Annotated in this window: 24 protein-coding genes, 1 tRNA gene and 2 pseudogenes; 14 read left to right on the top strand and 13 right to left on the bottom strand. The window is 55.1% G+C overall.

The window, feature by feature from the left end; all coding sequences use genetic code 11:
• From CU103_RS30190 to CU103_RS30175, 4 genes and pseudogenes are all read left to right on the top strand, one after another.
• Nucleotides 1-218, top strand: a pseudogene (locus CU103_RS30190) (homoserine dehydrogenase); the annotation flags it as partial.
• A gap of 59 nt (nt 219-277) precedes the next feature.
• Nucleotides 278-1,309 (top strand): thiamine pyrophosphate-dependent dehydrogenase E1 component subunit alpha, encoded by a 1,032-nt coding sequence (locus CU103_RS30185; RefSeq protein ID WP_106667727.1) that lies wholly within the window; start codon nt 278-280, stop codon nt 1,307-1,309.
• A 6-nt stretch (nt 1,310-1,315) separates the two neighbouring features.
• Nucleotides 1,316-2,314: an alpha-ketoacid dehydrogenase subunit beta gene (locus tag CU103_RS30180; RefSeq protein ID WP_106667725.1), complete on the top strand. Its 999-nt coding sequence runs from the start codon at nt 1,316-1,318 to the stop codon at nt 2,312-2,314.
• Between the two features lie 3 nt (nt 2,315-2,317).
• Nucleotides 2,318-3,646 (top strand): acetoin dehydrogenase dihydrolipoyllysine-residue acetyltransferase subunit, encoded by a 1,329-nt coding sequence (locus tag CU103_RS30175; RefSeq protein WP_106667724.1) that lies wholly within the window; start codon nt 2,318-2,320, stop codon nt 3,644-3,646.
• Here the strand turns inward: CU103_RS30175 and CU103_RS30170 are convergent.
• Nucleotides 3,606-4,265: a hypothetical protein gene (locus CU103_RS30170; protein WP_245449077.1), complete on the bottom strand. Its 660-nt coding sequence runs from the start codon at nt 4,263-4,265 to the stop codon at nt 3,606-3,608. The two genes, CU103_RS30175 and CU103_RS30170, sit on opposite strands and share 41 nt — an antisense overlap.
• Before the next feature lie 172 nt (nt 4,266-4,437).
• Here CU103_RS30170 and CU103_RS30165 point away from each other — a divergent pair, with 172 nt between their 5' ends.
• From CU103_RS30165 to ptsP, 5 genes are read left to right on the top strand one after another with little or no spacing between them, the layout of a single operon-like run.
• Nucleotides 4,438-4,872: a transcriptional regulator GutM gene (locus CU103_RS30165; RefSeq protein WP_106667723.1), complete on the top strand. Its 435-nt coding sequence runs from the start codon at nt 4,438-4,440 to the stop codon at nt 4,870-4,872.
• Between the two features lie 42 nt (nt 4,873-4,914).
• Nucleotides 4,915-5,673, top strand: coding sequence for a PTS glucitol/sorbitol transporter subunit IIC (gene srlA, locus CU103_RS30160; RefSeq protein ID WP_099998280.1), 759 nt, complete (start codon nt 4,915-4,917; stop codon nt 5,671-5,673).
• A gap of 21 nt (nt 5,674-5,694) precedes the next feature.
• Entirely contained in the window at nt 5,695-6,711 is a 1,017-nt protein-coding gene (gene srlE / locus CU103_RS30155) for a PTS glucitol/sorbitol transporter subunit IIB (RefSeq protein WP_106667722.1), read from the top strand.
• A 33-nt stretch (nt 6,712-6,744) separates the two neighbouring features.
• Nucleotides 6,745-7,122, top strand: a complete 378-nt coding sequence (locus tag CU103_RS30150; RefSeq protein WP_106667721.1) for a PTS glucitol/sorbitol transporter subunit IIA — start codon at nt 6,745-6,747, stop codon at nt 7,120-7,122.
• Nucleotides 7,123-7,166: 44 nt separating this feature from the next.
• Nucleotides 7,167-9,161 carry a phosphoenolpyruvate--protein phosphotransferase gene (gene ptsP, locus CU103_RS30145; protein ID WP_106667720.1) on the top strand — a complete coding sequence of 665 codons (1,995 nt, stop codon included), beginning with the start codon at nt 7,167-7,169 and terminating at the stop codon, nt 9,159-9,161.
• Here ptsP and CU103_RS30140 read toward each other — a convergent pair.
• Entirely contained in the window at nt 9,129-9,884 is a 756-nt protein-coding gene (locus CU103_RS30140) for a hypothetical protein (RefSeq protein ID WP_106667719.1), read from the bottom strand. The two genes, ptsP and CU103_RS30140, sit on opposite strands and share 33 nt — an antisense overlap.
• A 196-nt stretch (nt 9,885-10,080) precedes the next feature.
• On the opposite strand from CU103_RS30140, the gene CU103_RS30135 reads away from it, so the two are divergent.
• From CU103_RS30135 to CU103_RS30125, 3 genes are all read left to right on the top strand, one after another.
• Nucleotides 10,081-11,067: a sugar-binding transcriptional regulator gene (locus tag CU103_RS30135; RefSeq protein ID WP_245449078.1), complete on the top strand. Its 987-nt coding sequence runs from the start codon at nt 10,081-10,083 to the stop codon at nt 11,065-11,067.
• 137 nt (nt 11,068-11,204) lie between these two features.
• Nucleotides 11,205-11,281: transfer RNA gene (locus CU103_RS30130), tRNA-Ile, on the top strand.
• Between the two features lie 109 nt (nt 11,282-11,390).
• Complete coding sequence (locus CU103_RS30125) at nt 11,391-13,061, top strand: site-specific integrase (RefSeq protein ID WP_162707373.1); 1,671 nt, start codon at nt 11,391-11,393, stop codon at nt 13,059-13,061.
• Nucleotides 13,062-13,148: 87 nt separating this feature from the next.
• On the opposite strand, the gene CU103_RS30120 is transcribed toward CU103_RS30125, so the two are convergent.
• Genes CU103_RS30120 through CU103_RS30105 form a run of 4 tightly spaced genes read right to left on the bottom strand, consistent with a single transcriptional unit; the run spans nt 13,149 to nt 16,906 of the window.
• Nucleotides 13,149-13,463 carry a hypothetical protein gene (locus CU103_RS30120; protein ID WP_146147902.1) on the bottom strand — a complete coding sequence of 105 codons (315 nt, stop codon included), beginning with the start codon at nt 13,461-13,463 and terminating at the stop codon, nt 13,149-13,151.
• Nucleotides 13,464-13,495: 32 nt separating this feature from the next.
• Complete coding sequence (locus CU103_RS30115) at nt 13,496-14,581, bottom strand: DUF3800 domain-containing protein (RefSeq protein ID WP_106667716.1); 1,086 nt, start codon at nt 14,579-14,581, stop codon at nt 13,496-13,498.
• A gap of 43 nt (nt 14,582-14,624) precedes the next feature.
• Complete coding sequence (locus CU103_RS30110) at nt 14,625-15,338, bottom strand: hypothetical protein (RefSeq protein WP_106667715.1); 714 nt, start codon at nt 15,336-15,338, stop codon at nt 14,625-14,627.
• A gap of 11 nt (nt 15,339-15,349) precedes the next feature.
• Nucleotides 15,350-16,906, bottom strand: a complete 1,557-nt coding sequence (locus CU103_RS30105; protein ID WP_106667714.1) for an NERD domain-containing protein — start codon at nt 16,904-16,906, stop codon at nt 15,350-15,352.
• A gap of 534 nt (nt 16,907-17,440) precedes the next feature.
• Here CU103_RS30105 and CU103_RS30100 point away from each other — a divergent pair.
• Nucleotides 17,441-18,019: a recombinase family protein gene (locus tag CU103_RS30100; RefSeq protein WP_106667713.1), complete on the top strand. Its 579-nt coding sequence runs from the start codon at nt 17,441-17,443 to the stop codon at nt 18,017-18,019.
• 910 nt (nt 18,020-18,929) lie between these two features.
• On the opposite strand, the gene CU103_RS30090 is transcribed toward CU103_RS30100, so the two are convergent.
• The 5 genes from CU103_RS30090 to CU103_RS30070 form a co-directional block, all read right to left on the bottom strand.
• Nucleotides 18,930-19,667: a hypothetical protein gene (locus CU103_RS30090; RefSeq protein WP_106667711.1), complete on the bottom strand. Its 738-nt coding sequence runs from the start codon at nt 19,665-19,667 to the stop codon at nt 18,930-18,932.
• On the bottom strand, nt 19,664-20,305 hold the full coding sequence (locus CU103_RS30085) for a hypothetical protein (RefSeq protein ID WP_106667710.1): 642 nt from the start codon (nt 20,303-20,305) through the stop codon (nt 19,664-19,666). The genes CU103_RS30090 and CU103_RS30085 overlap by 4 nt, the downstream gene beginning before the upstream one ends.
• Before the next feature lie 128 nt (nt 20,306-20,433).
• Nucleotides 20,434-22,251, bottom strand: coding sequence for a hypothetical protein (locus CU103_RS30080; RefSeq protein WP_106667709.1), 1,818 nt, complete (start codon nt 22,249-22,251; stop codon nt 20,434-20,436).
• On the bottom strand, nt 22,248-22,469 hold the full coding sequence (locus CU103_RS30075; RefSeq protein WP_106667708.1) for a hypothetical protein: 222 nt from the start codon (nt 22,467-22,469) through the stop codon (nt 22,248-22,250). Before CU103_RS30075 ends, CU103_RS30080 begins: the two co-directional genes overlap by 4 nt.
• A gap of 113 nt (nt 22,470-22,582) precedes the next feature.
• The gene (locus CU103_RS30070; protein ID WP_106667707.1) at nt 22,583-24,103 is read right to left on the bottom strand and encodes a DNA cytosine methyltransferase; all 1,521 of its coding nucleotides are present in this window, start codon (nt 24,101-24,103) and stop codon (nt 22,583-22,585) included.
• Between the two features lie 70 nt (nt 24,104-24,173).
• On the opposite strand from CU103_RS30070, the gene CU103_RS30065 reads away from it, so the two are divergent.
• A complete protein-coding gene (locus CU103_RS30065; RefSeq protein ID WP_106667706.1) occupies nt 24,174-24,638 on the top strand; it encodes a very short patch repair endonuclease in 465 nt (154 codons plus the stop codon).
• Between the two features lie 94 nt (nt 24,639-24,732).
• On the opposite strand, the gene CU103_RS30060 is transcribed toward CU103_RS30065, so the two are convergent.
• Nucleotides 24,733-25,008 carry a hypothetical protein gene (locus CU103_RS30060; RefSeq protein WP_106667705.1) on the bottom strand — a complete coding sequence of 92 codons (276 nt, stop codon included), beginning with the start codon at nt 25,006-25,008 and terminating at the stop codon, nt 24,733-24,735.
• Between the two features lie 127 nt (nt 25,009-25,135).
• Nucleotides 25,136-25,232: pseudogene (locus CU103_RS32695) on the bottom strand (IS3 family transposase); the annotation flags it as partial.

Genomic DNA, 25,232 nt, shown 5'->3' with positions numbered 1-25,232 from the left:
TCGATGCGATCGGCGAATATTGCTACCGCGCCTTTATCATGACGGCGGGGGAAGCCCGCAGCGCCGGCGCCATCCCCTGCGGCCTGTTGCAGGGCGGCAGCGTCACCGCCCCGATCGCCAAGGGTGCGCTCATCACCAGCGCCAATGCCGTCCCGGCCGCGGGCTCCAAGATCGTCGAACTCAGGGCTCGCCAGGACAAGCTCGTCTACGGCGCGTGACCGGCGTCGACGCATCGGCGCAGATACAAGATCAAGGCAACCAGACAAGGAGTGCCGACATGGCATCCGCCAGAAGTTCAAATGCCAAGCGACAAGATGATGGGAGCAATCTTCCCTTCGCGTTCCGGCATTATCCCCCGGAACAGCTGAAGGAAGCCCTGCGCAAGATGTACCTCATCCGCCGCTTCGAAGAGGGTGCGGAGGAATCCTATACGCGTGGCCTCATTCACGGCACGATGCATCTTTCGATCGGTCAGGAAGCCAGTGCGGTCGGCATTTCCCTGCCGCTCAGCGAGGATGACATGATCACCTCGACCCATCGCGGTCATGGTCATTGTATCGCCAAGGGCGCGGAAGTCTCGAAAATGTTCGCAGAGTTCTTCGGCAAGGAGACCGGATATTGCAAGGGCCGAGGCGGCTCGATGCATATTGCCGATGTCTCCAAGGGCAATCTCGGCGCCAATGGTATTGTCGGCGGCGGCATTCCGATTGCCGTCGGTGCGGCGCTTTCCGCCAAGAAACAGAAGAACGGCAAGGTTGTCATCTCCTATTTCGGCGACGGTGCCAACAATGAGGGTGCCTTTCACGAGGCGCTCAACATGGCTTCGGTCTGGAAGCTTCCGGTCGTTTTCGTCTGCGAAAACAATGGATATGGCATGTCGACTTCAACCAAGCGTTCGACTGCGGTCGCCAATGTCGCTGACCGGGCTGTCGCCTATAACATGCCGGGCGTGATCGTTGACGGTAACAATCTGTCGGATGTGGCCGAGGCCTCGCACGGAGCCGTCGAACGGGCGCGCCGGGGTGAGGGGCCGACGCTGATCGAATGCAAGACCTATCGTCACCGCGGCCATTCCAAGAGCGATCGCAATCGCTATCGCACCAAGGAAGAAATCGAGGACTGGATCACAAATCGCGATCCTATCCATCTTTTCGAAGATCAGCTGAAGGAATTCGGTTTCGTCACCAACGCCGATATCGAAGCGATCCGTGCGGATGCCGAGAAGGAAATCGCCGAGGCGATCGAGTTCGCCAAGAACAGCCCATCGCCAACCCTCGATAATCTGACACGCGACGTTTACACGGACTGAAATTAGATGAATGAGATAATCCGCGAACTGAGCTACTCGCAAGCGATCCAGGAAGCCATGGCGATTGCCATGGAGGCCGATGACCGCGTATTTCTGATGGGTGAGGATATCGGCGTCTATGGAGGTGCCTTTCAGGTCACCGGTGATCTGGTGCAGCGTTTCGGCGAAGACCGGGTGATGGATACGCCGATCTCAGAACTTGGCGGTGCAGGTGTTGCCGTCGGTGCGGCGCTGACGGGCATGCGGCCGATCTTCGAATTCCAGTTCTCGGATTTTGCCGCGCTGGCGATGGAACAGATCGTTAACCAAGCGGCCAAGATCCGCTACATGCTTGGCGGCGCAGTCTCGGTACCGCTGGTGATGCGGTTCCCGGCGGGCTCCGGCACGGGCGCGGCTGCGCAGCACAGCCAGAGCCTTGAAGCGTGGTTTGGCCATGTGCCGGGCCTCAAGGTGATCCAGCCTTCGACGCCTTACGATGCCAAGGGCATGCTGCTGGCGGCCATCGAAGACCCGGATCCTGTGATGATCTTCGAACACAAGCTGCTCTACAAGATGAAGGGGCCCGTACCCGAGGGGCATTACACCGTACCGATCGGCAAGGCCGCTGTGGTGCGGGAAGGTACGGATCTGACCATCGTTGCCTCTGCCATCATGGTGCATAAGGCGCTGGAAGCGGCGCGAGAGCTCGCAAAGGAAGGCGTTAATGTCGAGGTAGTTGACCTGCGTACCGTGCGCCCGATGGACAAGGAGACGATCATCGCCAGTGTCAAGAAAACGTCGAAGCTGATGTGTGTTTACGAGGGCGTCAAGACGCTGGGCGTCGGCGCGGAAGTCAGCGCGATGATCGCCGAGAGCGAGGCCTTCGATTACCTCGATGCGCCAATCGTGCGGCTTGGGGGCGCCGAAACACCAATTCCCTACAATCCGGAATTGGAGAAGGCGACCGTGCCGCAGGTACCAGGCATTCTGAAGAGCGCCCGCGATCTGGTCAAAGGGGTTCGTTAGGCCATGCCAGTCGAAGTGATCCTGCCCAAGGTCGATATGGATATGGAGAACGGCCAGATCTCGCGCTGGTACGCCAATGACGGTGACAGCGTGTCCAAGGGCCAACTGCTGTTCGAAATCGAAACGGACAAGGCGGCCATGGAAGTTGATGCGCCGTCCTCGGGGATATTGCGCGATGTGAAGCCGCAGGGCGCCGTTGTACCGGTGGGACAGGCGGTGGCGTGGATCTACGCCGAGGGCGAAGTCTATAGCACGGCGGCACCAGCCAAGGAGCCGGCCGAGAAACCTGTCATGGCCGAAGAAGCAAAGCCTGCTGTTCAACCGGCCGAAACTGCGCCGGTGAAACCTGATCCAGTCGCTACTGAGACCAATGGGGTTCGAGCTACGCCTCTGGCCCGGCGGATCGCCAGGGAAGCCGGGATCGATCTAAACTTCCTCAAGGGCTCCGGGCCGAAAGGCCGTATCCAGAAAAAAGACGTCGAGGGTGGTCTTGCCGTAACAGCGCCGGTTGTGGCCAAGCCATCAGCGCCTGCACGATCGCCTGTCGTTCAAAACGGCGATGCGCCGCTGCATGCGGTCTGGTTGCGCGAGGGCAATGGTTCGGGCCGGGCGCCGCTGGTCCTTATCCATGGCTTCGGATCCGATCTCAACAGCTGGCGTCCGATGCTGGGCGGCGGAACACTGGACAATCCCATCCTTGCTATCGATCTGCCCGGTCATGGCGGTTCGACACACACTATTCCGGATGATCTCGACGGAATCGCCGCTCAGGTCGAGCAGACCATTGCTGCCCATCATTCGGGCGGGACCATCCTGGCCGGACACTCCTTTGGCGGCGCGATAGCCACGGAGATTGCTGCGCGCAGCAATCTCGATATCCGCGCCTTGACGTTGATCGCGCCGGCGGGACTGGGTCCGGAAATCAACGGGGCATTCCTTTCAGGATTTGTCCGCGCCCGCACCGAGCCAAGTCTCGTCGCCTGGATGAAACAGCTGGTGCAGGATGAGAGCCTGCTGACCAAGCCATTCATCAACGCGACGCTGGCGCAATCACAGGATGTGGCGTTGCGCGATGCGCAGCAGCTCGTTGCCGACCGGTTCTTTGCCGACGGCACTCAGGTTTTCGACATACGGCAAAGGCTCAGCAACCTCGCAATTCCTGTCCGCGTCATCTTCGGTGCTGCAGACCGTGTCATTCCTGCAGCGCATGCAACCGGCCTGCCAGGCGAGATTGCGGTCCATGTCTTTGCCGGGACGGGGCATATGCCCCAGCTTGAGCAACGGGAGAAAATCATGCGGATCCTGCACGAGGTCTGCCAGTCGGCAGGGTAGGGCCGCCGGATTTTGGCGGGACCATCGCCCGTTGAATGGCGCTGCGGGCGGAAGCAAGGTTGGGCATCACCCAATTGGGTTCCGCACCAAGAAACTTGTCAAGAAAAGCAATGGCATAGCCCGGCATTTCCTGAACGTTTTCGCGGTAGGACCACCAGGTGCGCAGATCGTCGGCGCATTTATCGATCTGCGGCGCCGTACCGAATTCCTGCTCGCATATGGCGGCAATCGCCCCAACGCAGTAGTTGGTATAAAGGAAGCCTTCGGGCCAGAATGCAATGATATCCTGCATTTGGGAGGCTTGAGAATCGTTGCGCTTGGGTTGGCTGCGTACCTTTGCCGGTGCTTCCGTGATCAGTTCCTTGAGTACAAGGCCGGCAGCGAAGATAATGAAATCCTTGCGATCGATCTTGGAATAAGATTTCTGCTTCTCGACCGTCTCGATCCAATTGAGAAAGGCTCGTGTCAGCTTGGTTTCGTCGATGACGAAATGATAACCATAATGATCCGCTATAACCGCCGCATTCTTGCGAAAAGCCATGCGAAACCAACGCAGCCGGCGCAGGCGATGCCGTAAATCCGGCATGTGGACCAATTCGTCTCTAAAAAGAAAATCCATGCCTTCTCACTTTCGACTTTAGTGTCGTACGTCATACGCTTTTGCGCAGCATAAGCCAAGTTTTCAACGGTTCCAGAAATCATACATATTGACATTACAAAAAACAAATGTTCTATATTTTTTCGTTCGATCATAGCATATGTTGGCGGTCGGGCGTTGGGAGGTTGAAGACATGGCGATGTGGCAATGGGGATTGCTTGCCCTTGGTATTTTGTGGGCGCTGCAGTCACTGGGCGTCTGGTACCAGATGCGCCACTACAGCGACGTGATGAAAGGCATCACTTCCAAATACAATGATGGATTTGTCGGCGCGGGCAATGTTCGCGGGCGATTTGGCAAGGGGGTGATTGTTCTCATTCTCGTCACGCCAGATCTCACCATCCAGCGTTTTTTGGTTATGAGCGGCCGGTCGGTTTTTGCGAAATTCAAGCGGCGCACGGAGTTCGAGGGTATTTCGCTCGATGCAATGCGGAGGGATCCGGTCATGGCCGGTGTGGAGGAGCCCGCTCTGGCCAAGGCGGCAGAACGGGCGATTGAACAAATAGACAAGGCGAGGGCAGAACCGGCGCGGCCGGGTCTAGTTGGGATCAAGGCAGTCAACGCATAGGGACGGCCGTTTCGGAAGGACGGTCGATTAGGAGGAGGGAACATGTCAATTCTAACAATGTTGGCGCAACATGCTGACATCGCCGCGCACCATATTTCGGTGGCGGGAGCGATGGTTTCGGATGCTGCGCTTCATGGCAAACAGGCCATTGACCATGCAGGCAATGACCTTGTGGTGCTGGCGCAGTCGACTGGCGACATTACTGTCGAAGAATTCAAGGATAAGCTGAAGAACGTCCAGCAGGAAGAGCAGCTTGGCTGGCTCACCAGCGCGGGTAAATATTTCATCGGTATTTTCCAGAAGGGCGGCGAGGTCTTTGCCGGCTTCGTTACGGGCATCATCCCAACCCTCGTTGTGCTGATGACGGCATTCTACGCACTGACAGAACTTGTCGGTGAAGAGCGAGTGCATGGTATCGCCCGCGGCGCAGGCCGTATAGCCCTGACACGCTACACGGTCCTGCCAGTGCTTTCCGTTTTCTTCCTGACCAATCCAATGGCCTATACGTTCGGATCGTTTCTCGAAGAAAAGCACAAGCCAGCCTTCTACGATGCGGCCGTTTCCTACGTACATCCGCCGCTCGGCCTGTTCCCGCACATCAATCCCGGCGAATATTTCGTCTGGGGCGGTATCCTCGTCGCACTTCTCGAACTGGAGAAGAAGGGCGCTGTTCCCACCGGCTACCACATCAATGTCGCTATCTGGTATGCGCTCGTTGGCCTGGTGGTAATCCTGCTCAAAGGCATGCTGACCGAACGCATTACTGCGATCATGGCGCGCCGTCAGGGCATCGAGCTTTAATTCGGGGCGGGGAACAGTAAAATGTCAAAGACCTATACAGCAGTCAAAATCTCGAAGGGCTCCAATGGTTGGGGCGGGCCGCTTGTCATCCAGCTGACGCCTCAGCGTAACAAGGTTGTGTCCGTCACCGGTGGTGGCATCCATCCGGTCGCGCGCCGTATTGCTGAACTCACTGGCGGTGAAGCCGTCGACGGCTTCAAGGCGCCGCCGGTTGAGGGTGAAATGGGCGTGGTGGTTGTCGATTGTGGCGGCACCGCACGTTGCGGCGTCTATCCGCGCAAGCGTATTCCGACAGTCAATCTGACGCCGGTTGGCCAGGCAGGTCCTCTCGCCCAGTTCATCACCGAGGATATCTATGTGTCCGGGGTGAAGGAAGGCAATATTGAGCTCGCCGACGGATCGCAGCCTGCAGCCGTTGCCGGGGCAAGGTCAGATCCGACACCGGCTGAACTGGCAGCTTCGATGTCCAGCCGTACTCAGGCTGAATCGGACGCCGGTGAAGGCGGACTGATTGGTTTCATCAGTACCATTGGCCGTGTCATGGGTCGCGTGGTGGGCATTTTCTTCAATGCCGGACGGCGTACCATCGACCAGGTAGTGCGTAACGTTCTGCCGTTCATGGCGTTCGTCACCATGCTCATCGGCTTCATCCTCTATACCGGGATTGGCGATGTTCTGGCGCAACCTCTGGGACCACTTGCCAACAATATTGTCGGCTTGCTGGTCATCTCCGCCATTTGCGGCCTGCCCTTCCTGTCGCCCATATTGGGACCGGGCGCGGTCATTGCGCAGGTCATCGGCGTTGCGATCATCGGTCCGCAGATTGCCAATGGCACGATCTCGCCGGCAATGGCTCTGCCGGCGCTGTTTGCCTATAATACGCAGGTTGGCTGCGACTTCGTCCCGGTCGGTCTGGCACTGGGTGAAGCCAAGCCCAAGACCATCGAGATCGGTGTTCCGGCGGTGTTGATCAGCCGCCAGATCATGGGGCCAGTCTCGGTGCTGATTGCCTGGATTGTCAGCCTGATCGTATTCTGATCTTCAACGACCAAGAAAAAGAGGTTCGCCATCATGTCAGTCCTATTGAAAACACGGGTAACAGCCGTCGGACCTGAGGTGGCGGATCTCGCGGAGGGTGGCGTTGTCATCCTGTTTGCAGATGGCGCGCCGCCTGAACTTGCCGAAGTTTCGATCCTGCACAGCGTGGAAGGCAAGCCTTCCGACACGACGCCGCCCGTGGGATCGACAATTCAGATCGGCGATGTCTCTGCAAGAATCACCGGCATTGGCGAATACGCCTGGCAGAAGGTAAGAGACATTGGCCACGTGGTCATCACGTTCAACGGTTCAGACGAGGTTGAACGGCCGGGTGAGATCTGCGCCACGGAAATCGATACCGAACAACTGGTGTCAGCGCTGAAGGTTGGAACGACAATTACCATCGGGTAGTTATCTGAACCAGTAACAGAATGAACTGCCGAAGAGAGAACTGAATGGAACGCTCGACGATTGTGCGGGTGCATGACGGATTGCATGCGCGGCCAGCTACCCGGTTCGTCAAACTCGCCAAGAGTTTCGAATCGGATATCGAGTTGATCAAGGCGGACAAATCGGTCAGTGCCAAGAGCTCGGTCAAATTGATGCTGCTCGGCGTCAAGGAGAATGAGGAAATCACTGTTCGAGCAACGGGGGCAGATGCGATAGAAGCCATCGAGGCGCTGATTGGCTATCTCGAGAATCCGCGTTCCGGTACAGAAGAAGAGGGAGCTTCCTCGGTCGAGACAAAGTCGGCGGAACCTACCTCCAAGCCGCAGACGGCGCTCTACTCGAACGAGACGAAAGCTGCGGGCAATATGCGGGGGGTCGCGGCAAGCGAAGGCGTTGCAATCGGACCCGCATTCGGCTTTTTTCCTGCAGAGATCAAACATGAAAACCGGCTGCTCGGTGCAGGAGAAATCTCGAGTGAGATCGCACGGCTGAAGCAAGCGTTCGCAATGGTACAACAGCGTATGGATAAATCGCTGGCGACGAACAATCTGGCCGAAAGCGATCGCGGTATCATCGCGGCACTAAAAGACATTGCCTGCGACGACGAACTGACTGGTTCCGCCAGGGAACTTGTCCATGGCGGTATCGATGCGGTATCGGCGGTCATCGGCGCCACATCAAGAATCGCCGCCGATTTCGCGTCGATGGATGATCCTTACCTCGTTGCCCGTGCCGATGATGTGAATGCTGTCGGACGGCAGATATGCCTAGCGCTTCTGGGCCAGGATGATGCCAATCTCGATGCTGTTCCGGCCGGTGCCATCCTGATCGCCGAGGATATCGGTGCCTGGGATCTGGCTCGCGCGCCACTGAGACGCATTGCCGGTGTTATCTGCGGGCATGGCGGTGCCACCTCGCATGTGGCGATCATTGCACGTGCGCACGGCATTCCCGCTGTCCTAGGGCTTGGCCGCTCCGTGCACGCACTGCAAAATATCAAGACTGTGGCGCTGGATGGCAACAATGGCGATGTATTTGCCGATCCCGATCAGGCGACAGCCGATCGCTTCCACGAACAGATTGGCAAGGCGAAAACCGAAAAGCAGGCACTGCGGGCCTATAAGGATATAATACCCAAGCGGGCCGATGGCACCATCATCGAGATTGCTGCCAATCTGGGGTCGCTGGAAGAGATCGAAGCGGCCCAGGAAGCCGGCGCCATGGGTGTCGGGTTGTTTCGTACCGAGCTTCTGTTCATGCGGCACATCCATTTGCCTTCGGAAGATCTGCAGGCAGAGACCTATGCAACGCTGGCCAAGGCATTTGCACCCTATCCGGTGATTGTCCGCACGCTGGATATTGGCGGTGACAAGCCGATTTCCGGCATCGATTTCCCCGACGAAGAAAATCCCTTTCTCGGCTGGCGAGGTATCCGCATGTGCCTGGACCGGCCGGATGTGTTCAAACCGCAGCTCAGAGCGCTTCTGCGGGCAGCAGTGCACGGGAACATCAAGGTGATGCTGCCGATGGTTTCCGGCCTCGATGAAGTCCGTGCAACGCGCGCGCTGATCGAAGAATGCGCAAAAGAGCTGGAAGCCGAGAACAAGGCTTACGCCACGTTCGATCTTGGCGTCATGGTCGAAACGCCGGCGGCGGTGATGATCGCGCCAATGCTTGCCAAGGAAGTCGCGTTCTTCTCCATCGGCACCAATGACCTGACGCAATATATTATGGCGGCCGACCGGCTTAACCCAACCGTCGCCAAGCTCAACGATGTGACACACCCGGCGGTCATGGCGGCCATCGAGCTGACGGCGAAGGCTGGCGTTGAAGCTGGCATCATGGTCGGCATGTGCGGTGAGGCGGCTGGCCGTCCGGATCTGATCCCGGCATTTGTTGGGATGGGCCTGACAGAGCTAAGCATGAGCCCTTCATCGATCCAGCGCGCCAAGAAATGCGTTCTTGCGCTAGGGCAAGTGGGGGATCAGGAAGGCAAATAGACCGGAGAACGCCTCGGCCCGATCAGTCGCATGGATAGCTTGATCGAACTTGTCCTGCCTGGCCTGCAAGGCGAGGAGCGCGCTTTCGACAAGTCGCTCTTCACCCGGTTCATGGTCCGCATAGGTTGCAAGGCCAATGGCCAGAGCGATAGATGCAAAGCACAGATATTCAGCCTCAGTGTCCGGCTGCGCTTCGTAGTGTGCTGGCAATGTCAAAGGTTCCGTATGGTAGTGCGACTGCAGTTCGATCGCCATGGCAGCGCAGGCAGTCGATATATCGTCCAGCCCGCCATCTACCTTCGCGGCCCGCAAAAGTGCACCGTGACGGCGAATCATTGCGCCATGGACACCGGAGAAGGTTGCTTCGTGAATCAGGGCATTGTTCGATCCGAGAACGCTGAACATGCGTTTGGTCAGATAGTAGATATCGCGGCGGAAAAGCGCTTCGCCCGTGCAGGTATCCGCCGGGAAGTAAACGTCGAGCCCGCGCGCTTCGATCGTCGTCGAATGTGCAGCTGGGTCTTGTGATACGAGGGAAATCGAAACCGTTTCGGCAGCAGTTAGTGCCTTGTCAACTGCACGTGCGGCCTTGTCGAACAGAATGTCCGGCAAGGTCTGCGTCACTGGCTCGACCCCGTGACGGCTCGCCCGGATAAGGTGACGAACATCGCGCAGCCGGTCTTTCAGACTGACGACGATCTCGTTCGAAATATCCCGGATCATGTGGCAAACCTCTGCTCGCAAGTGGATAAGACTTTGTATCTGTTTTTCATGGCTTGCTAAACAACATTCTGGTGGAGTGTACTGGGAATAATGTGCTGGCATCGGCACAGCACTTGCTGCCGGTGGGACCGCAATCAATCAAAGGGGGAGACGATTGACCGATCGACGCAAGCGAACGAATGGTTCGACGAATAGTCTGCAAAAGACTCCTCTGGACGTGGGGCAGCCCGATACCAAGATCAGCCGCATGCGTATGCGCGCCGCCTGGATGTACTATATCGAGCAAATGACGCAGAACGAGATTGCGGAGATCCTCGGCGTCGGCCGCGTGACGATAGTGCGTATGCTCGCCGAGGCGCGGGCTCGCAACGAGGTCAAGATCGGAATTCAGGGCTATCTTTCTGACCTGGTCGCGCTGGAAAGAAAGGTTGAAAAGCAGTTCGGCCTCGACAAGGTGGTCATCGCGCCATTATCCCATCCAGACAACGACCCGATCCCGGCAATAGCTGCCGCAACTGGCGACTATCTATCCGGTGTCGTCAACAACGGCATGCGCGTCGGTGTCGGATGGGGGCGGACGCTTCTCAACACTTTGTCGTACCTCGAAGCGCGGGCGCTTGAAAATTTTACGGTCATATCCTTGCTCGGCGGTATCAGCCAACCTCGCCGGTTCAACCCCGCGGAATTTGCCTGGCAATTTGCCCAACTGTTCCAGGGTGATGGTTATCTCATTCCTGCGCCTGCCATGGTCGACAGTATCGAGACGAAGACGGCGTTAATCGAGCGTTGCGGCCTGAAAAGCGTGTTCGAGATGGCCGAGGACCTTGATCTTGTGCTCCTCAGTGTAGGCGCAATAGAAACGGCATCGAGCACGCCTTATCACATCGGCTTTCTCAATGAGGGGCACCAGGCCTCTCTGGCGGAACGCGGTGCCGTGGGCGATCTGCTGTTCCATTTCTATGACAAACAGGGCCGTCTGGTCGACCATCCTATCCATGATCTCGTCATGTCCGTCGGCATAGATACGGTGCAGCGCGTGCCGACGCGGGTCCTGACCTCGGGTGGCAAGGAAAAGATCAGGGCGCTTTATGGCGCGATGACGCTCGTGCGCCCGACGGTGTTTATAACGGATGAGGAAAGCGCCCGGCGCCTGCTTGTGCTGGCCGAACAGGAAAACGGTTGAAACTCGCGGCTGCTTTTCCGTTGGAAATCAGAGCATGAGGACAGGATAGACGAAGTCAGGGATTGCATTCGCGGTTTTTCCCGTTATTGATCGCGGCAGATGTGCAGGGCAGTACCCGGTATGTCGAATTTCAGGTGGGGCCTGTAGCTCAATTGGTTAGAGCCGGCGGCTCATAACCGCTTGGTTGGGGGTTCGAGTCCCTCCGGGCCCACCACTTCTTTTCTAGCCCCTTGAAAAGGCTATAATACCTTGTAATGTAAGGTTATATTTGGAACTTTGGTTCCAACATGGGTTCCAACATCCGAGCATACAGGGTTGCCGAATTGGCCAAAATCGCTGGGCTAGTGCGAAAGAAGAGCGCTTATTATTACGTCAGACGGATACCTGAGGAAATTCGGCAGTTCTTCGGTGGTAGGCAGCAGATTGTTATCGCTCTCAAAACTACTGAGTACAGAATCGCTACAGAACGAGCTCGGAGTGCGGCAGAACGAGTCTCAACGCAGTTTAGCAAAGCCAAGCTTGGCATAGCTCCTGCTCTGGCGAACTTGCCGCCGCCGGGCGTTGACCGGACCAAGCTCAATCAGATAACTCGGTTGTATCTCTACCAGCTAGAAAAAAATAATATTCCTGCAGAACCATCGCAGGAATATTTGGATGCGATTAAATCGGACCTCGGCAATCTTTGCTCTCCAAATGAAGAACAGTGGGCGCCTGCGTTTCAGTTAACGGCTGATGCTTTGATTCAACAGTACAATTTACCATTGAAACGGGGCGACGGTCTGTGGTTCGAGCTTGCGGAACTGTTGCGCCGCGCGCAAATCGAACATTATGAGCGCGAACTTGATCGGATCGGACAAGCAAAATATGGCACCGTCCACGATCGGCTATTTGATAGTGTTCACGTTCATGAACCTGCTCCAACTCTAGAGGCCGAGAATTCAATAACCATCAGCGAACTTGTGGAACGTTTCAAAAACGATCCTACGCGGGCCGATCTGACCGTCAGTGCTGGCAAGAAGTACATCATTCCGTTTGCCGCGCTCCAAGCCATTGTTGGTCCAGATCGTCAAGTCGGGGATATCAAACGCCGGGATTGCTCAGAGGTTCACGAGCTAATTGCAGGACTACCTTCGAACTATAACAAGTATGCGCGATACAGAGAAAAGACACTCAAGCAGATCGCGCTCCTTGCTAAAACGGATGGAGCGAAACTGCTGTCTGCAGGCAGCATTGAGGTGTATGTCCATCACCTATCTGCCTTCTTTAAATACGCTCGCACAAAGGGTTTCATCGATAGCAATCCCGCGGAGGGACTATTGTCGAATAGATCGAGGAGCTTTTCGAATAGAAAGCCGTTCTCAATTGAGCAGCTAAACCAAATTTTGGTTCGCTTGCCCGAGTGGGACGCACCTCATCGAAGAGGGCGTTTCTGGGTTCCTTTAATCGGTATCTTTACAGGGATGCGTTTGGGCGAGATCGTTTGGCTATCGGTAGACGACATTAGGATCGTTGATGGTGTCACAGTGTTCGCGCTTGAGAGGAGTCCGGGAAGAAGTTTGAAAACGCCGGGGTCGGTACGCCGTATCCCTGTTCATCCAGAGTTGAAGCGTCTGGGATTCTCGGAATTTGTTGATGCTGCAAGGACCAAAGGTGGTCGATTGTTCCCAGAACTACCGGGTGAAGATCAGCGCCACACTGTCGATTTATTTCAGAAAAGATTTAGCTATTTCCTGCGTGAAAATGTGGGCATGCTCTCTGGGTTATCATTTCATTCCTTTCGTCATGGTTTTCGCGACGCCATGACCAGTGCAGGACTGCCCACGGATGCAATCAAGGCACTAGGAGGTTGGGGCAGAGGCGCCAATATAGAAGATCGATACGGTCAGGGTGCCCGTCCGTCCACTTTGGATATGTGGTTAAAGAAGATGACCCTGGACGTGAGTTTTCCGGGGTTGCAAACTGACCATTTGGTGTCCAGATCACACGGTTCGTAACTAGCAAAAAATTGCAACGGGTTGCAAAATATCGCTCCCACATAGGCTCGTTTCTCCATGTAGGGCCCGAGCTAACTTCCAAAACTTCTAAACTTTGAAACCGGTTGCAAAGTGCTGGTTGAACAATCCTTGTCCGGAATTTGCACCCCGTTTCGTCTGGTTCCTGCGAAAAACCTTGTTTTGATAATCTGTTTCAGGACGCTTCAGTCCAGTCGTTCCGACCAGCTCCTCGTCGTTGAATAGCATCACGAGGCTGACCTCCTTCTGAACGCGAGCAGGCAAACCGTTGGCGACCTCACCGCCAGCCATCACCAGTTTGACGAACTGCTCAAGCTCCCGGGCGGAACAGTCCGACGGCTTTTTGGCGACAATACTATACATCGGAACTTTACGTCGGAACATTTTACCAACGGCCCCTCGAGTGGATTCATATTTTACCTATTCCGGTTGTGAGGGCCAAAGATAATGCCCGTCATCTGATCTACCACATCCGGCCCCTCGCGACGGCGGGGAGGAATCTGGTCCGGGAATATGACATCCGGACGGATGCCGTTGTAAGTAATATGCTTCAAACCAGCCTCTATCACCTGATCCATAAAGACCCGGTCATCCCCTTCCGTGCGCGGATTGAAGTGCTTGGTCGCGAGGCCTGCCAGCACATCGCAATACTGAATAGACCAACTGGCCTGCGAATTCATTGGTGTCGTTGAAATCACACGTAGGGGATATTCAACGTAACTACCGTCACCGCTGCGATGGAGTTGATGCGGGACATTAGTATTGGTGATCATTCTCCACATGTCCCGACTTCTAAGGAAGTTTGATGAATCGTCATGGATGACAGCAAAATCCTCAGGGTAACGCTGGCGCCAATGCGAGACGATCGCCAGCATTGTTGTTGTCTGCAACTCGTCTGATCCGTGGAAACTCTCAAGGCTGTGGTAGCGTTCGAACAATTCCGCGCCCAGCGCCATCTGTTCGAGGAAAATTTGAACCGGCTCCTCTGTACTCGCAGCCATTATGCGCAAGCGCGCCTGCAATGCCGCAAGGCTCTCCGCTGACGGATTGCGGCTGAAAGCCTGATAGCGGCGTAGCAGCGTATCCAGCAATTCTGGAGGCGCGAACTGGGTCAAGCCGAAGTGGATGTAGTTCGCATACTTCCAGCAAAAACCATCAGCGTAGAAGTCGTATCCGCCGTCGGTGATGTAAGGCTCTATGAGGAAATCGACTATCTTGGTCAGCACGGCAAACCGCTTGTCCGCCATGTAGACGAAAGTTAGGTCCTGCAAGCCCTCCAGAAAGCTTGCAAATCGCAGTAGTCCTGCCCGATTATTTGAGCCCCAGATATTGGAGAACTTGTATTCGGCACCTCGGTAACGCGGAAAGGACTCCCGCAGTATCCCTTGGGCTCGGTACTCGGATATATCCGCACTGGCAATCGCGAAGATCGGTTGCGACGGGTCGAGCAGGTTGTAACCGGTAAAACCGGATTCATCGAAATATAGGGTTCGTTCTGCCATATCTTCACATAAAATAACTTTAGATATTCAGTCACGCGACATGCTACTTCCTGGCAGTCACATCTGCGAAAACAGTCTCAAATTTAGTGCCAACATGTCGCCCTGTCTCCTGGATGACAAGATTTCGGGGAAGTAGTAGTTCGTATTCGCATGATTTTCCGATCTGCCCCCACAACGCCGGTAGCGGAATAGTGAGTGTCAGCAGAAATACACGCGGCTGACCATCCTTATTCCCTACACCTGCTCTCCTGAAAGCGCTGTTCCTTGCAATGATCGGGTGAAGCGAGGTGGATATGTATGTCGTATAAGGCTGGAGGCTGGTTAGATCATCATTCGCGCGGCCATGAAAAAGCACTTGGCCGGCAGGAACGGTGATTGAAGACTTTTCTATTTCATCATCGAGCCCGCTTACCATGCCCCCCTGCATTGAGTCCGCAGTGCCGGAGAAAACGGCACGGGCGGCAGCATGATATCGGTCATACTCGTTGCTACGATAGCGTGGAAAATGGCTAAGGTGTTTCAGCAGGGTTCTCCGCTTGGCCCATTCTTGTGCGACGGGGTCTGCATCGAGACGTTTGTCTATTTTTGAGTGCAGGCGAAGAAAATCGTCGTTCTGATCACTCCCAAGATGGCGAACAAGATCGCCAGCGTGTGAAAATTCAAGAATGGTATCGGGCCTGGCTATGCCTTGAAGCCGTTCCACTTCAGATGAGTTGCTTAACCAGAACTGCCAGTTATCCTGGCTGACGATAGTCATCGCTGCTCCCCTTATCGATCAACTGCTAATGTTTCCTGTGGAGTCGCCCGGCGTACAGCGCCCTCGATCCGCGCCAAAGGATGCCGGAAGTAATGCTCATTCAATGCTTTGCGAATGGCGGAATTCGCAGCTCTATCCGTATATTTTTTCATCTCCTCACCGTCCCTCCACGCAATACTTAGATCACTGCGCGCAGGCTGTTCCTGTAGCCAGGCCAGCGCATCGTCCGCAATAGGCCCGTTTGTCCAAAGCTCAAAACTCAGCGGCTTGTTGTAGAACCGGCTGTCCATGCGAATGATGTTGTGCAGCAGTGGCACCCTGTCGCCATGCCATTTCTGAACCTCTTCCAGGTTGACCCTGCTGCCGGGGATCTTTGACTTGCATTCAATGATCAGGACACCTTTATCTTCCGGCCGATCCAGCAACACATCAATTTCTGCCGAACGTCCTGATCTGAAGTCCGTCCATTTTTCGCCTGCGCGCAGATATCCGCCTTCCACGTCCTTCACCAGGGAACCGACAACGATCTCAAACAACGCCCCGCGCAGATTGTTTGCTGCGCCCTCAATCCTGGTCAGGTTCGATAAGACGCGCTCAACATGTTCGGGATTCGCCGATGCCGTCTTTCCGGTATCCGTAAGAAGGCTGATCAGGTCCCGCAGCGCCTTGGCTACGTCCCCGCCGAAAAGGTGAGCCGTCGTGGTAGCCAAGACACCTTTGCTCTTCGCCATGCCAAATCCTGCAGACGTAAAGCCGTCTGCAATGAGGAAAGGCATAATGGGAGCTACATTCGCGGGAGCCGATGCCAGGTCGTGCTTGCGAACGAAAGCGGCGACGGCATCTTCATCGAGAACGCCCCGCAAGTTTACGTCACAGACCAAAAATCCAGGCTTGAGGCCAAAGGCGGATGCCTTGACGAGTGGGCGCGCATAACTGGGTGCCGACAAATCCCAGGTAATTGAGGAAACTACAGGAGATGTATCATCGTCGCGAAGGCGTACCCTGTCAAAGCTACCGAAGCCCGTCCGGCGGAACCATTCCTTCATCCCGTGGAGCACGACGTTCTCGGCCACTAGGCGGGCGCGAATTGTCGCGATTTCGTCGCGTCCATAAACATGGGGTTTGAACTTCACGAAAGGCTGGCCCGTATCTTGGTCCGTAACTTCCTCCAGCATGTGGATGGCGGAGAGCCTTTCCAGGATGCGCTCTGGCGAAAGTTGCCTTACGCGTGCTGCCGGACTTCCGCAGACGCTGGCAAAGTATTTCCGGGGAAAGCAGCCGCCGCGCGCCTTTAGTCCGGCCATCGCACTCCAGTAAGCCTTGCCATGATTGCGGAAAACACGCTCAACCGCGCGCCAATATGCTTGGTCGCCGAACTGCTCCGGAAGGTAAATGAAGCGGGCATTGTGCGGAAACCTGAGGCCAGCCAACCGCACGACTTCCAGCCCTGCACGTGCGATGCGCTGGCGAGCGGACGCGAGCGATACGCCGTCTTTCGTCATCTCGGCGATCAATTCCGTTGAGAGCGATGGGCCGACACGTCTCAAGAGCGCAGATATGGATTCCATAGCCAGAATGTCCCCTATGTCACACTGCGCTATTTATAACATCTCCTCTTTTGGCGCTCGATATTTTTGTTTTCGTCGGATTGTTAAATTTATCCCTTTTGTAACAACAACTTATTATGGCCTCACGAGGATCAAAAAGCAGCGATTGTCATACCACATCCGTCACAAGCGATCCATTCTGTAACGGCGTGGTTGCTGTGTGACGCGGGAATGACAGTGCGAAAATATGGTCATAACCCAAACGCCAGTGGTGTGCAGGCACTTCCACGCGGCCGCGCTCACGTGACGAGAGAAGATGCGGAACGGCGTCGCCGCTAGGAGCGCAATGAACGCGTAACCACCAGCAGCCGGGGAAAAAGATCAAGTCTCTCTATGTGAGTTCACAGGTTCCCAACAATATCGGCTGTTCCACATGACCTCGCCCCAATGGGACTGGGCCATGTGCTTTTCTTCCGTCCCAAATAAATAACCTTTGTGTTTTGGTACGCACTGTCCCAATATATCTTAGATGTAGTGAAACATATTGGGGAAGTCATGAGCGCAATTGTTGGGTATGCGAGAACCTCAACGGCTGAGCAGGTCGCCGGGATGGCGGCGCAGCAGCGTGATCTCGAAGCGGCAGGAGTGACTAAACTGTTTTCGGAACGGGCTTCGTCCCTAGCACACCGTGAAGAGCTTCAGCGCGCCCTTGACTATGTGCGCGAGGGAGACGTGTTCGTAGTGACCAAACTCGATCGCCTGGCACGGTCTGTGGCCGACCTACTTTCTATCCAAAGAACCATCGATCAGAAGGGGGCCTCCCTTCGTATTCTTGGGCTCAATCTCGATACGACAACTCCCACGGGCAAGCTGATGCTCCATCTGCTCGGCAGTATTGCCCAGTTCGAGCGGGAACTGATGCTGGAACGGCAGCGTGAAGGGATTGCGAAGGCCAAGGCGGATGGGAAATATAAGGGACGCACGCCCACCGCGCGCGCGAAATCCGATGGAGTACTCGACCTGCATCGCGGAGGCATTGGCCCGGTCGAGATTGCTCGTCGGCTTGGAATAGGACGATCCTCCATCTATCGGATATTGGCTGCGCGAAGAGATACCTCCGACGTCGGAGCTTGAAGATCGGCTGCGGCCGTGGAAATGGGATCGACTACCTGTTTATAATGGGTTCACTCACGAGGAACGGGTGAGGGGTTGGCAGCTTCATTCGCTCTTGATTGAGGACGGTTACCTACCCGGGGCCACCATATGTTGCATCTCCGGCTCAACGCATAAGGTGCAGTATCATTCCGAGAATTACTATGAGCCGTGGAATTCCTATCCGATCAGCCAGCCTATCCACGTTGCGCTTCATCGCCGTTTTTCACAGCCCGAGGCATGGACGGCCATCCTGGAGCACCATTCTGTGACGGGACAGGAATGGTTCGCGCAGCTTCAAATGACTCCGGTGGATTTTGCGGCGGAATTGCGTGCTGCGCATGGCAGTCAGATTACCAGAGTATTTGACCGCGTTCTTGGGAGATACCGAGGTCCGGGGCAGTTTTGAAACTAGTTGCGAATCCGTATTGCCCCCGGAATTTGATTGTGTCCGACATTAGCGCCTTTGAGACTAGTTACGATAGGCGAAGAGTCAGGCAGTACGAGCGAAAAACGAGTGCCTGCCACTCAACCAATGCATGGCTGGATTTTGCAACCCGTTGCCTTTCAAGGCGCTCCTTTCATCCCGATGTTGAGGCAGCCACCCGCCACTCTCATATTCCAACATCAGGGCTCGGCAGCACCATCGTCGCGGAGGCGCCAGTATTTCGTGGCAGAATCCTGCTCGACGACCCCCTCCGCCTCCATTAAAGCAAGAATCGTTCGCGAGATGTGGCCTTCATGGCCAACGTGACCAGACTATATGCCAAGGGAACGTCCAATCTGGGCGTTCTTCAGTCCCTCTCGCGGCGCTTCTTTTATTGCGAGGTAGATTGCTGATCGGAGCTTTGCCATAGCGTCTTGGGCGAGGATATAGGCATCCTCCATTAGTTCATCCCTCCGTTACTTGAGTACTGGACTTCCAGCGATCAAATTCAGTAGGGAGAATGCTTAACAGTTTGCCATCATCCATCGCTTCTACATCGAACGTGAGGTCGAGCTGCCGCAGTACGAGTGCCAACCTGCGCACACTACCTCGTCCGTTACCTGCAACACCCTTTCGGGGCCTGCCAGTCTTCGGGTTGGAGTAAAGTCGGCTTGCCTCGGCAACGACGGATTGGCTTCGCAGAACCGATTGCCGTCCACCCAACTGCTCCAGTATCTCACCGTGCCGACGAAGTGGGTGGGGAGAATCGGCTGTAGGTAGCAATAAAAATTTTGCATTCTCACCATGATCTTTGACCAGTTGCCAAGGAGAGCGCACGAGATGGCGGTAATAGTGTCGATAGTCGGCACTTAGGACATACCGATAACTCTGGTCCAGTTTGCGTGTACCGTTCGTCAATCGAGGGCATAGTTGGTCCAACCAGATGAGTGCAAGTGTGGTCCACAGCCGACGATCAGTCGACAACTGTAGAGAATCCAGCGGTGCCAAGATGTCGACCAAATACTTCCCGAAATGATATCGATCAGCAAATATCTGTGGCGAAAGGTCAATCAATTCAGTAACAGGAGTTGAGGTCGTGGAATCCGTCGTGAGATAGAGGGGAGTTTCGCCTAAGGCTCCATCCGCGAGCCATGCCTCGAAACGATCCACTCCCTCCTGGTTCAGCTCGCGTAAACGCATCATGCTACCTCACTGATTGAATGGCGAATCCGCGACACGAATTCCCCCGTCTTGCAGAAGCGCTGCACAGCATCAGCAATCCAATTTTCGCGATCTTCATCGGTCGTTAAATCCGATGGCTCCTCGGCAAGACGCAGTTCCTCGCGGCAGAATTGCAGCCAGTCTGCTTTCCACGTTACCTCATCGTCGTCTTCGATTGCGGCGTCTCGCGCCAGCTCGGTGAGTACACCGCGCAAGGCGGCTGGAAGAAGGAGGCCCTGAACCAACGGGTCCGTCCGCACCCGATCGATGAAACCCGGAATCGAGTAATTGAGCAACAGTCTAGGTCCCGCGTCTCCAATGTCGAGTTTCCAGACCTCGGGACCGAGGTCCCTGAGATCGATGGGAAACAAGCTTTTGCGGCCATCCTCGTTCTCATCGCTGGCGGGTCGAAGTCGATCAGCCGCACCAACTATGCGACCGCTGTTATCATCTCCAGATACCAGTTTGAGCCTGAAAAGTACGGAGCCGGATGGATCAAGATCCCGCAGGTTCAGTTGTTCGGGAACCATCGGCTCTGCGATTGTACCTAACTCGAACCGCATCGCGGTGGAGCGCTGATAGGCCTCGAATACGATCAATGCAGTTGTCGGAAAGCCCAAGCCTTGCAAGTTCAAAATTATGGATGCTTGCAGCGGCTCAGACGGCTTAGGCGGCAGTACATTTACTCTCACTCGCTCGTGTGGGACACGTTTGCGGCCAGTCGAATTAATTCTTCTCTTGATTGAGCTCATCCCTTACTCCTCGCTTCAACCACAAGGTCACGATTGGGATCGAAGCCGCTTGCCTCGAGAGCAAAATCAGGGGAGCGCAACGTCAGTTGCAGGACGTTGGGTTTCACTATTGCTGATTCAATGTCCTTCAATTCGATTTCGATGTCCTTCGAGAGATCGAAATCGAATTTGTTGAACCTCTTGAAGGGATTTGCGCCGATCATGTCATATGCCGCGCGCACGGTGACCGTTTTCGGATAAGTCCAGTTTATTGCGCCGGGGCCCGGCACAATCGCAAATCCGCCCACCACTGGCTTTACAAGAATTGACCTCTCCCGTGGTGCAACCACCGGGTTTGGTATCGGCGTCTTCTTCTTGTGCTGCCCCGTTACAGGGTTTGCGTCCACCAACGAAAAAAAATCGATAAGCGCATCGGGCTCACTCTGCTCGACATGTTCCGCCAAAAGAGAATGGAGAGATCGCAACCCGTTCCGAATACCCTTCAGTGTAACATAAGGATTGCGCCAGTTGGCGGTGACTTTCTCTGCCTGAGGATTCCATGAGGTATGAGCGGGGTTCTCGGCATCTCCGAGAAAGGATGCCGTTCCCTCCTCAGAGGCCACCATCGCTCCATACGCCGGAATTCCGGCGAAATAGCGCTTTTCCCCTGGAACCGTAAGTGCGCCACGCACGAACAGCGCGAAGGAGTCACCAGCTTCCGGTGGCTTCTGAAGAAACAGGTCAACTGCTCCAGCGTGGTTACTCCCATCCTTGCGGCTAAGCCGGATGGGAACAGCTACATGCACAAGTTTCCCCGCCGTGTACTCCGCGCGCAAAAATTCGAGGTCAGCAGATGTGAAATGGTCTTCGCTCAAACCGTGTTCCTCGATGGAGGTTTTTGCTTCGACGGTGGGAATCTTGCCTAGGCGCTCACTGACACTATTAACAAAGGGGAACGGAATATGAACACCTTTGACGCCCGCAGCCGTCTCCAAAAAGTTCAAGCGATCGAGAGCACGCGAGCCAATCTCCACGACTAGCCGCCCAGCGAGGATGGGAAAATAGTAGTTTTGGACTACGCCCGACAACAGGGCCTCTTCGGTAATTCCAGGAAGCGGGTACGGAATTATCAGCGACAACCCAGGGTTATTTCCGCGTTCAAGGCACGCCAAGTCGCTGAAATCGGATGTAAGCGATTTATCGACGATTGGGAGCTGGATTCCATCGGGACCATCTTCACTAAACCAAAAGCCATGGGCTGGGTGCCTTTGTCCACCAACTTGGTGATTGAGTAGGACAGCCTGCCCCATAAGTAGTGGAGCGGAATCTCCATTTCTTAGTGTGCATCCGAAAAATGCATGGATTTTCGATGATGAGGAATAAACTAGCTTGCCCAAGCCCCAGCGACCACTGGCCTTGCCGGATTTTCCCGATCGGCCGTGTACGCGCCAGAAATTGCGGAAATGGCTGTTGTCGAGTGTTGAGGGGTCACCGGTGAGACCGGTAGTATTGAAATCCTCAATCACAAGCAGACGGACGGGTTCGTCCCCTGTTTGCCCGGCGTGGATGCCGCACGCGATCAAGTGCGGTTGCAGAGTGTCCAGAGATGAGCGCAACCGGGAGGCGTCGGAACCTGAAAGCTCGAGAAGAGAAAACCGGACCTTCACCGTTCCGATCCCATTGGCGGCATCGGTAGAATTCTGTATGGACTCCCTGACGAGAGCGTCGGCCAGACCGACTTCGTCGTTATTGAACTGATCGCGTTGAGTCGGCTCCAGCTCGACTTCGTCAGCGGACAAAATCCTGAAACGCCAAGTAGGTGCCAACGCATTCACAGGCGGAACTCCCCGCCAGCATCCTCGTTTTCCTTGGAGAATCGTGCCTTTGCAGATTCGAGCCCCTTCTGCAGGGCGCCGAAAATCTTGCGGACATCCGCTTCATTGAACTCGTAAGCAGACTTATTCGACAGATTACCAATGAGCTGGACATCCTTGAGAGCCTTGTTGACCCGCGCTTCAGCAAGTTCCACAAACTTTTGACGTTTATCACGCATAATTGCCTCATATTTCCAGAATATTTGGAAAACATGTCACAAATCATGGAATGCGTCAACCTAAGACAAACATTTCGTAAATATTCTGATAATGTAGCAACGCGACAGCTTCTCTAGGCGATGAGCAACTTCTTAAGAACCGCTGCGATTTGGCGAGCAACCAGCGGGGGAACAGCATTCCCGACCTGCACGAACTGCTGAGTACGGTTTCCTTCGAAAAAATAATTGTCAGGAAACGTCTGCAGTCGAGCTGCCTCGCGTACGGTGAGGCTCCTACACTGCGTGGGGTCGGGATGGATGAAGTAATGACCATCCTTGGATATATGGCTTGTTATGGTGCTGGAGGGTGCATTCCAGCGTTGCACACGAAACCTATCAGCAAATATGCCCGTGTCCCAATTGTTATGAGCGGGAGCTAGTTCACGGGGATATTCCACTGCCTTTGGAGATCGCTGGAAAAGTTCGGCGAATACCGCTGCAAACGCATACCTCGCGAGATCACTTTCCATATGGCCGCGCGTTGCATGATTGGGAAGTGCTGTCAGTTCGGGATCGACAAGCCATGCATTGAGGGTTCTGTCGGAAACCGTTGAAATCTGAGTGCTGTAGCGTGGAGGGAGACTTACTTCTTGTTGTAGTCTTGTAGCATGGTTGGTAAGGGTATCCGCTACACGCAATAGCTGCGTGCCTTGGCTCCGGCAAGCCGATGCCGCGAAATGAAATGCCGCAACAACAGCTGCCCGCCATGTCTCAGGGGCGTCTTCCGTTTTGCTGAGACCACTTCGGAGTTTGGGCATGTTGGCGATGACGTCGGCGACGGTGGCTTGCATGGCGACCGGGTCCAAGGTGTGACCCGAGAGAATTCCTCCGTTTGCTGTTGCGGCCCTATCCCAACGGATGCCGACGAGAATGACCCGATGTCTGTTCTGAGGAATTCCATACTCCTCGCACCGGATGACATGGCCGCCGTGACGGCCGCTTGCGCCCGCGACTAGTGGAACTAGCGTATAACTGTCCTTCGATCCTCCAGCGGAGCGTAGATCAGTCAGCACACGATCGAAAATACTGTCCCCGCTGACCTTCGATGACAAAATACCCTTCACATTCTCCATGACGAAGGCGACAGGCTGCAGCCGTTCGATAATCCGGATATACTCTTTGTAGAGGAAGTGGCGATGGTCTTCGGCAGGGTCATAACCGCTGATCCCACGATTGCGCGCGCGGCCCACTAACGAATAGGCTTGGCAGGGCGGTCCGCCGATCAGCACCGTCTCCCCGCCAGCAGCCCCTCGAATGCTGTCCAATATCGGATCAAGTTTTGCAGTGGCAGCTTTGGTTCCGAGTTCAAGCATCATTGTCTCTTGCACTGCGGCTGACCATTCTTTTTGGTAACGTGAGATTAGTTCGTCGCGCGAAATGGACCCGGCTATATAGTCGTAGTAATCGCGTGGAATCCGGTCGAATTGCCTGAAAAAGCTGCGGAGGCGAAGCGTCGCAAATGCTGAAGTTTCCTTTTCGACGGAAAGTGCGATATCAAATACGATGTTGCCATCATCGTCGCGCAACGAAGAAAAGCCTTCCGCCAGCCCCCCTGGCCCGGCGAAAAGATCGACCGTCTTGAAACTTGTGATCATACAGAGACACTTTCTTTTCGTTACGCTACGACATACCAGGACCACCGGAATTAGCTAGAGGAATAATTAAATGGTCGACATTGTCGACACAGCCACTCGCTCAAGGATGATGGCAGGAATTCGAGGACGCGACACCAGACCCGAGTTAGCCTTGCGTCATGCACTGCACGCACTTGGATTAAGATATCGACTGCACGGCAGGAATTTGCCGGGAAAGCCCGACCTCGTGTTTCCTAAACGCCGGGCCGTAGTCTTTGTGCACGGATGCTTCTGGCACAGGCATCAAGGCTGTCGATTTGCGACAACTCCGGCTACACGGCCGGAGTTCTGGTCGAAAAAGTTCGAGGATAATTTACAACGAGACCGAAGGATTCTAACGACGCTCCAGCAGTCGGATTGGCGGATCGCCGTCGTGTGGGAATGCGCCATAAACGCCGAAGGAGGAGCAGTTGTTGCTGAGCAGATTTTCACGTGGCTCCATAGCGTTGAGCGGACCATCAATATTCCGCCTGACCTGTCCTTGCGAATTTCATAAGCCGCAAGCTTGTTCCGTATCAAGCCACCGCACGCGATAGGCAAAATCACCTGGCGATGGCCTGCAAGAGCGAGAATGAGCTGTCTAAATCGATCTATGTCGTTTGAAGCTTGGCCAGTGTCGCCTTCAAATCTGCTAGTTCATCTTTCAATGGTTTTAACACCATGTCGTTGTAGATTCGAGCTATCTCTTGAGGGTCTAACTCCACGGTCAGAATATACCGCCCGGAAAGAGTCAGTTCTCCACTGGGGACACGGTATAAAAGATTGCCTTTTGCCGGTTTTCTGAAACGCTCCTCGGCCAATTCTTCGTCACAAACTAAATGCGTGTGTCCTGTATGTTTCGAGAGCGCCCTAGCCAATACTTTCATGATGTCCTCCCGTGGTTCTCTGGCGCGTCGATGGTTAATCTGATGATCTTGCCCTGCATGCAGCTATTGAGAGCGCTTAATGTATAGCTCATTAAACTGGCCTGCTGCCGGTTTTTCGGACACGAGGTTAAGCTAATCCCACCTTGGTTTCAAAATCGTTCGGGCTGAGATAGCCCAGTGTTGAGTGGCGACGCCTTGGGTTGTAGAAGCGCTCGATGTAATCG

The sequence above is a fragment of the Phyllobacterium sophorae genome, from assembly GCF_003010965.1.
Lineage (GTDB): Bacteria > Pseudomonadota > Alphaproteobacteria > Rhizobiales > Rhizobiaceae > Phyllobacterium > Phyllobacterium sophorae.
This window is presented reverse-complemented; position numbering and strand designations above follow the sequence as displayed.

What these genes read in the sequence shown, in the direction of transcription:
- CU103_RS30185 (WP_106667727.1), top strand. Translation starts at nt 278, where the DNA reads ATGGCATCCGCCAGAAGTTCAAATGCCAAGCGACAAGATGATGGGAGC.
- CU103_RS30180 (WP_106667725.1), top strand. Translation starts at nt 1,316, where the DNA reads ATGAATGAGATAATCCGCGAACTGAGCTACTCGCAAGCGATCCAGGAA.
- CU103_RS30175 (WP_106667724.1), top strand. Translation starts at nt 2,318, where the DNA reads ATGCCAGTCGAAGTGATCCTGCCCAAGGTCGATATGGATATGGAGAAC.
- CU103_RS30170 (WP_245449077.1), bottom strand. Translation starts at nt 4,265, where the DNA reads ATGGATTTTCTTTTTAGAGACGAATTGGTCCACATGCCGGATTTACGG.
- CU103_RS30165 (WP_106667723.1), top strand. Translation starts at nt 4,438, where the DNA reads ATGGCGATGTGGCAATGGGGATTGCTTGCCCTTGGTATTTTGTGGGCG.
- srlA (WP_099998280.1), top strand. Translation starts at nt 4,915, where the DNA reads ATGTCAATTCTAACAATGTTGGCGCAACATGCTGACATCGCCGCGCAC.
- srlE (WP_106667722.1), top strand. Translation starts at nt 5,695, where the DNA reads ATGTCAAAGACCTATACAGCAGTCAAAATCTCGAAGGGCTCCAATGGT.
- CU103_RS30150 (WP_106667721.1), top strand. Translation starts at nt 6,745, where the DNA reads ATGTCAGTCCTATTGAAAACACGGGTAACAGCCGTCGGACCTGAGGTG.
- ptsP (WP_106667720.1), top strand. Translation starts at nt 7,167, where the DNA reads ATGGAACGCTCGACGATTGTGCGGGTGCATGACGGATTGCATGCGCGG.
- CU103_RS30140 (WP_106667719.1), bottom strand. Translation starts at nt 9,884, where the DNA reads ATGATCCGGGATATTTCGAACGAGATCGTCGTCAGTCTGAAAGACCGG.
- CU103_RS30120 (WP_146147902.1), bottom strand. Translation starts at nt 13,463, where the DNA reads ATGTTCCGACGTAAAGTTCCGATGTATAGTATTGTCGCCAAAAAGCCG.
- CU103_RS30115 (WP_106667716.1), bottom strand. Translation starts at nt 14,581, where the DNA reads ATGGCAGAACGAACCCTATATTTCGATGAATCCGGTTTTACCGGTTAC.
- CU103_RS30110 (WP_106667715.1), bottom strand. Translation starts at nt 15,338, where the DNA reads ATGACTATCGTCAGCCAGGATAACTGGCAGTTCTGGTTAAGCAACTCA.
- CU103_RS30105 (WP_106667714.1), bottom strand. Translation starts at nt 16,906, where the DNA reads ATGGAATCCATATCTGCGCTCTTGAGACGTGTCGGCCCATCGCTCTCA.
- CU103_RS30100 (WP_106667713.1), top strand. Translation starts at nt 17,441, where the DNA reads ATGAGCGCAATTGTTGGGTATGCGAGAACCTCAACGGCTGAGCAGGTC.
- CU103_RS30090 (WP_106667711.1), bottom strand. Translation starts at nt 19,667, where the DNA reads ATGATGCGTTTACGCGAGCTGAACCAGGAGGGAGTGGATCGTTTCGAG.
- CU103_RS30075 (WP_106667708.1), bottom strand. Translation starts at nt 22,469, where the DNA reads ATGCGTGATAAACGTCAAAAGTTTGTGGAACTTGCTGAAGCGCGGGTC.
- CU103_RS30070 (WP_106667707.1), bottom strand. Translation starts at nt 24,103, where the DNA reads ATGATCACAAGTTTCAAGACGGTCGATCTTTTCGCCGGGCCAGGGGGG.
- CU103_RS30065 (WP_106667706.1), top strand. Translation starts at nt 24,174, where the DNA reads ATGGTCGACATTGTCGACACAGCCACTCGCTCAAGGATGATGGCAGGA.
- CU103_RS30060 (WP_106667705.1), bottom strand. Translation starts at nt 25,008, where the DNA reads ATGAAAGTATTGGCTAGGGCGCTCTCGAAACATACAGGACACACGCAT.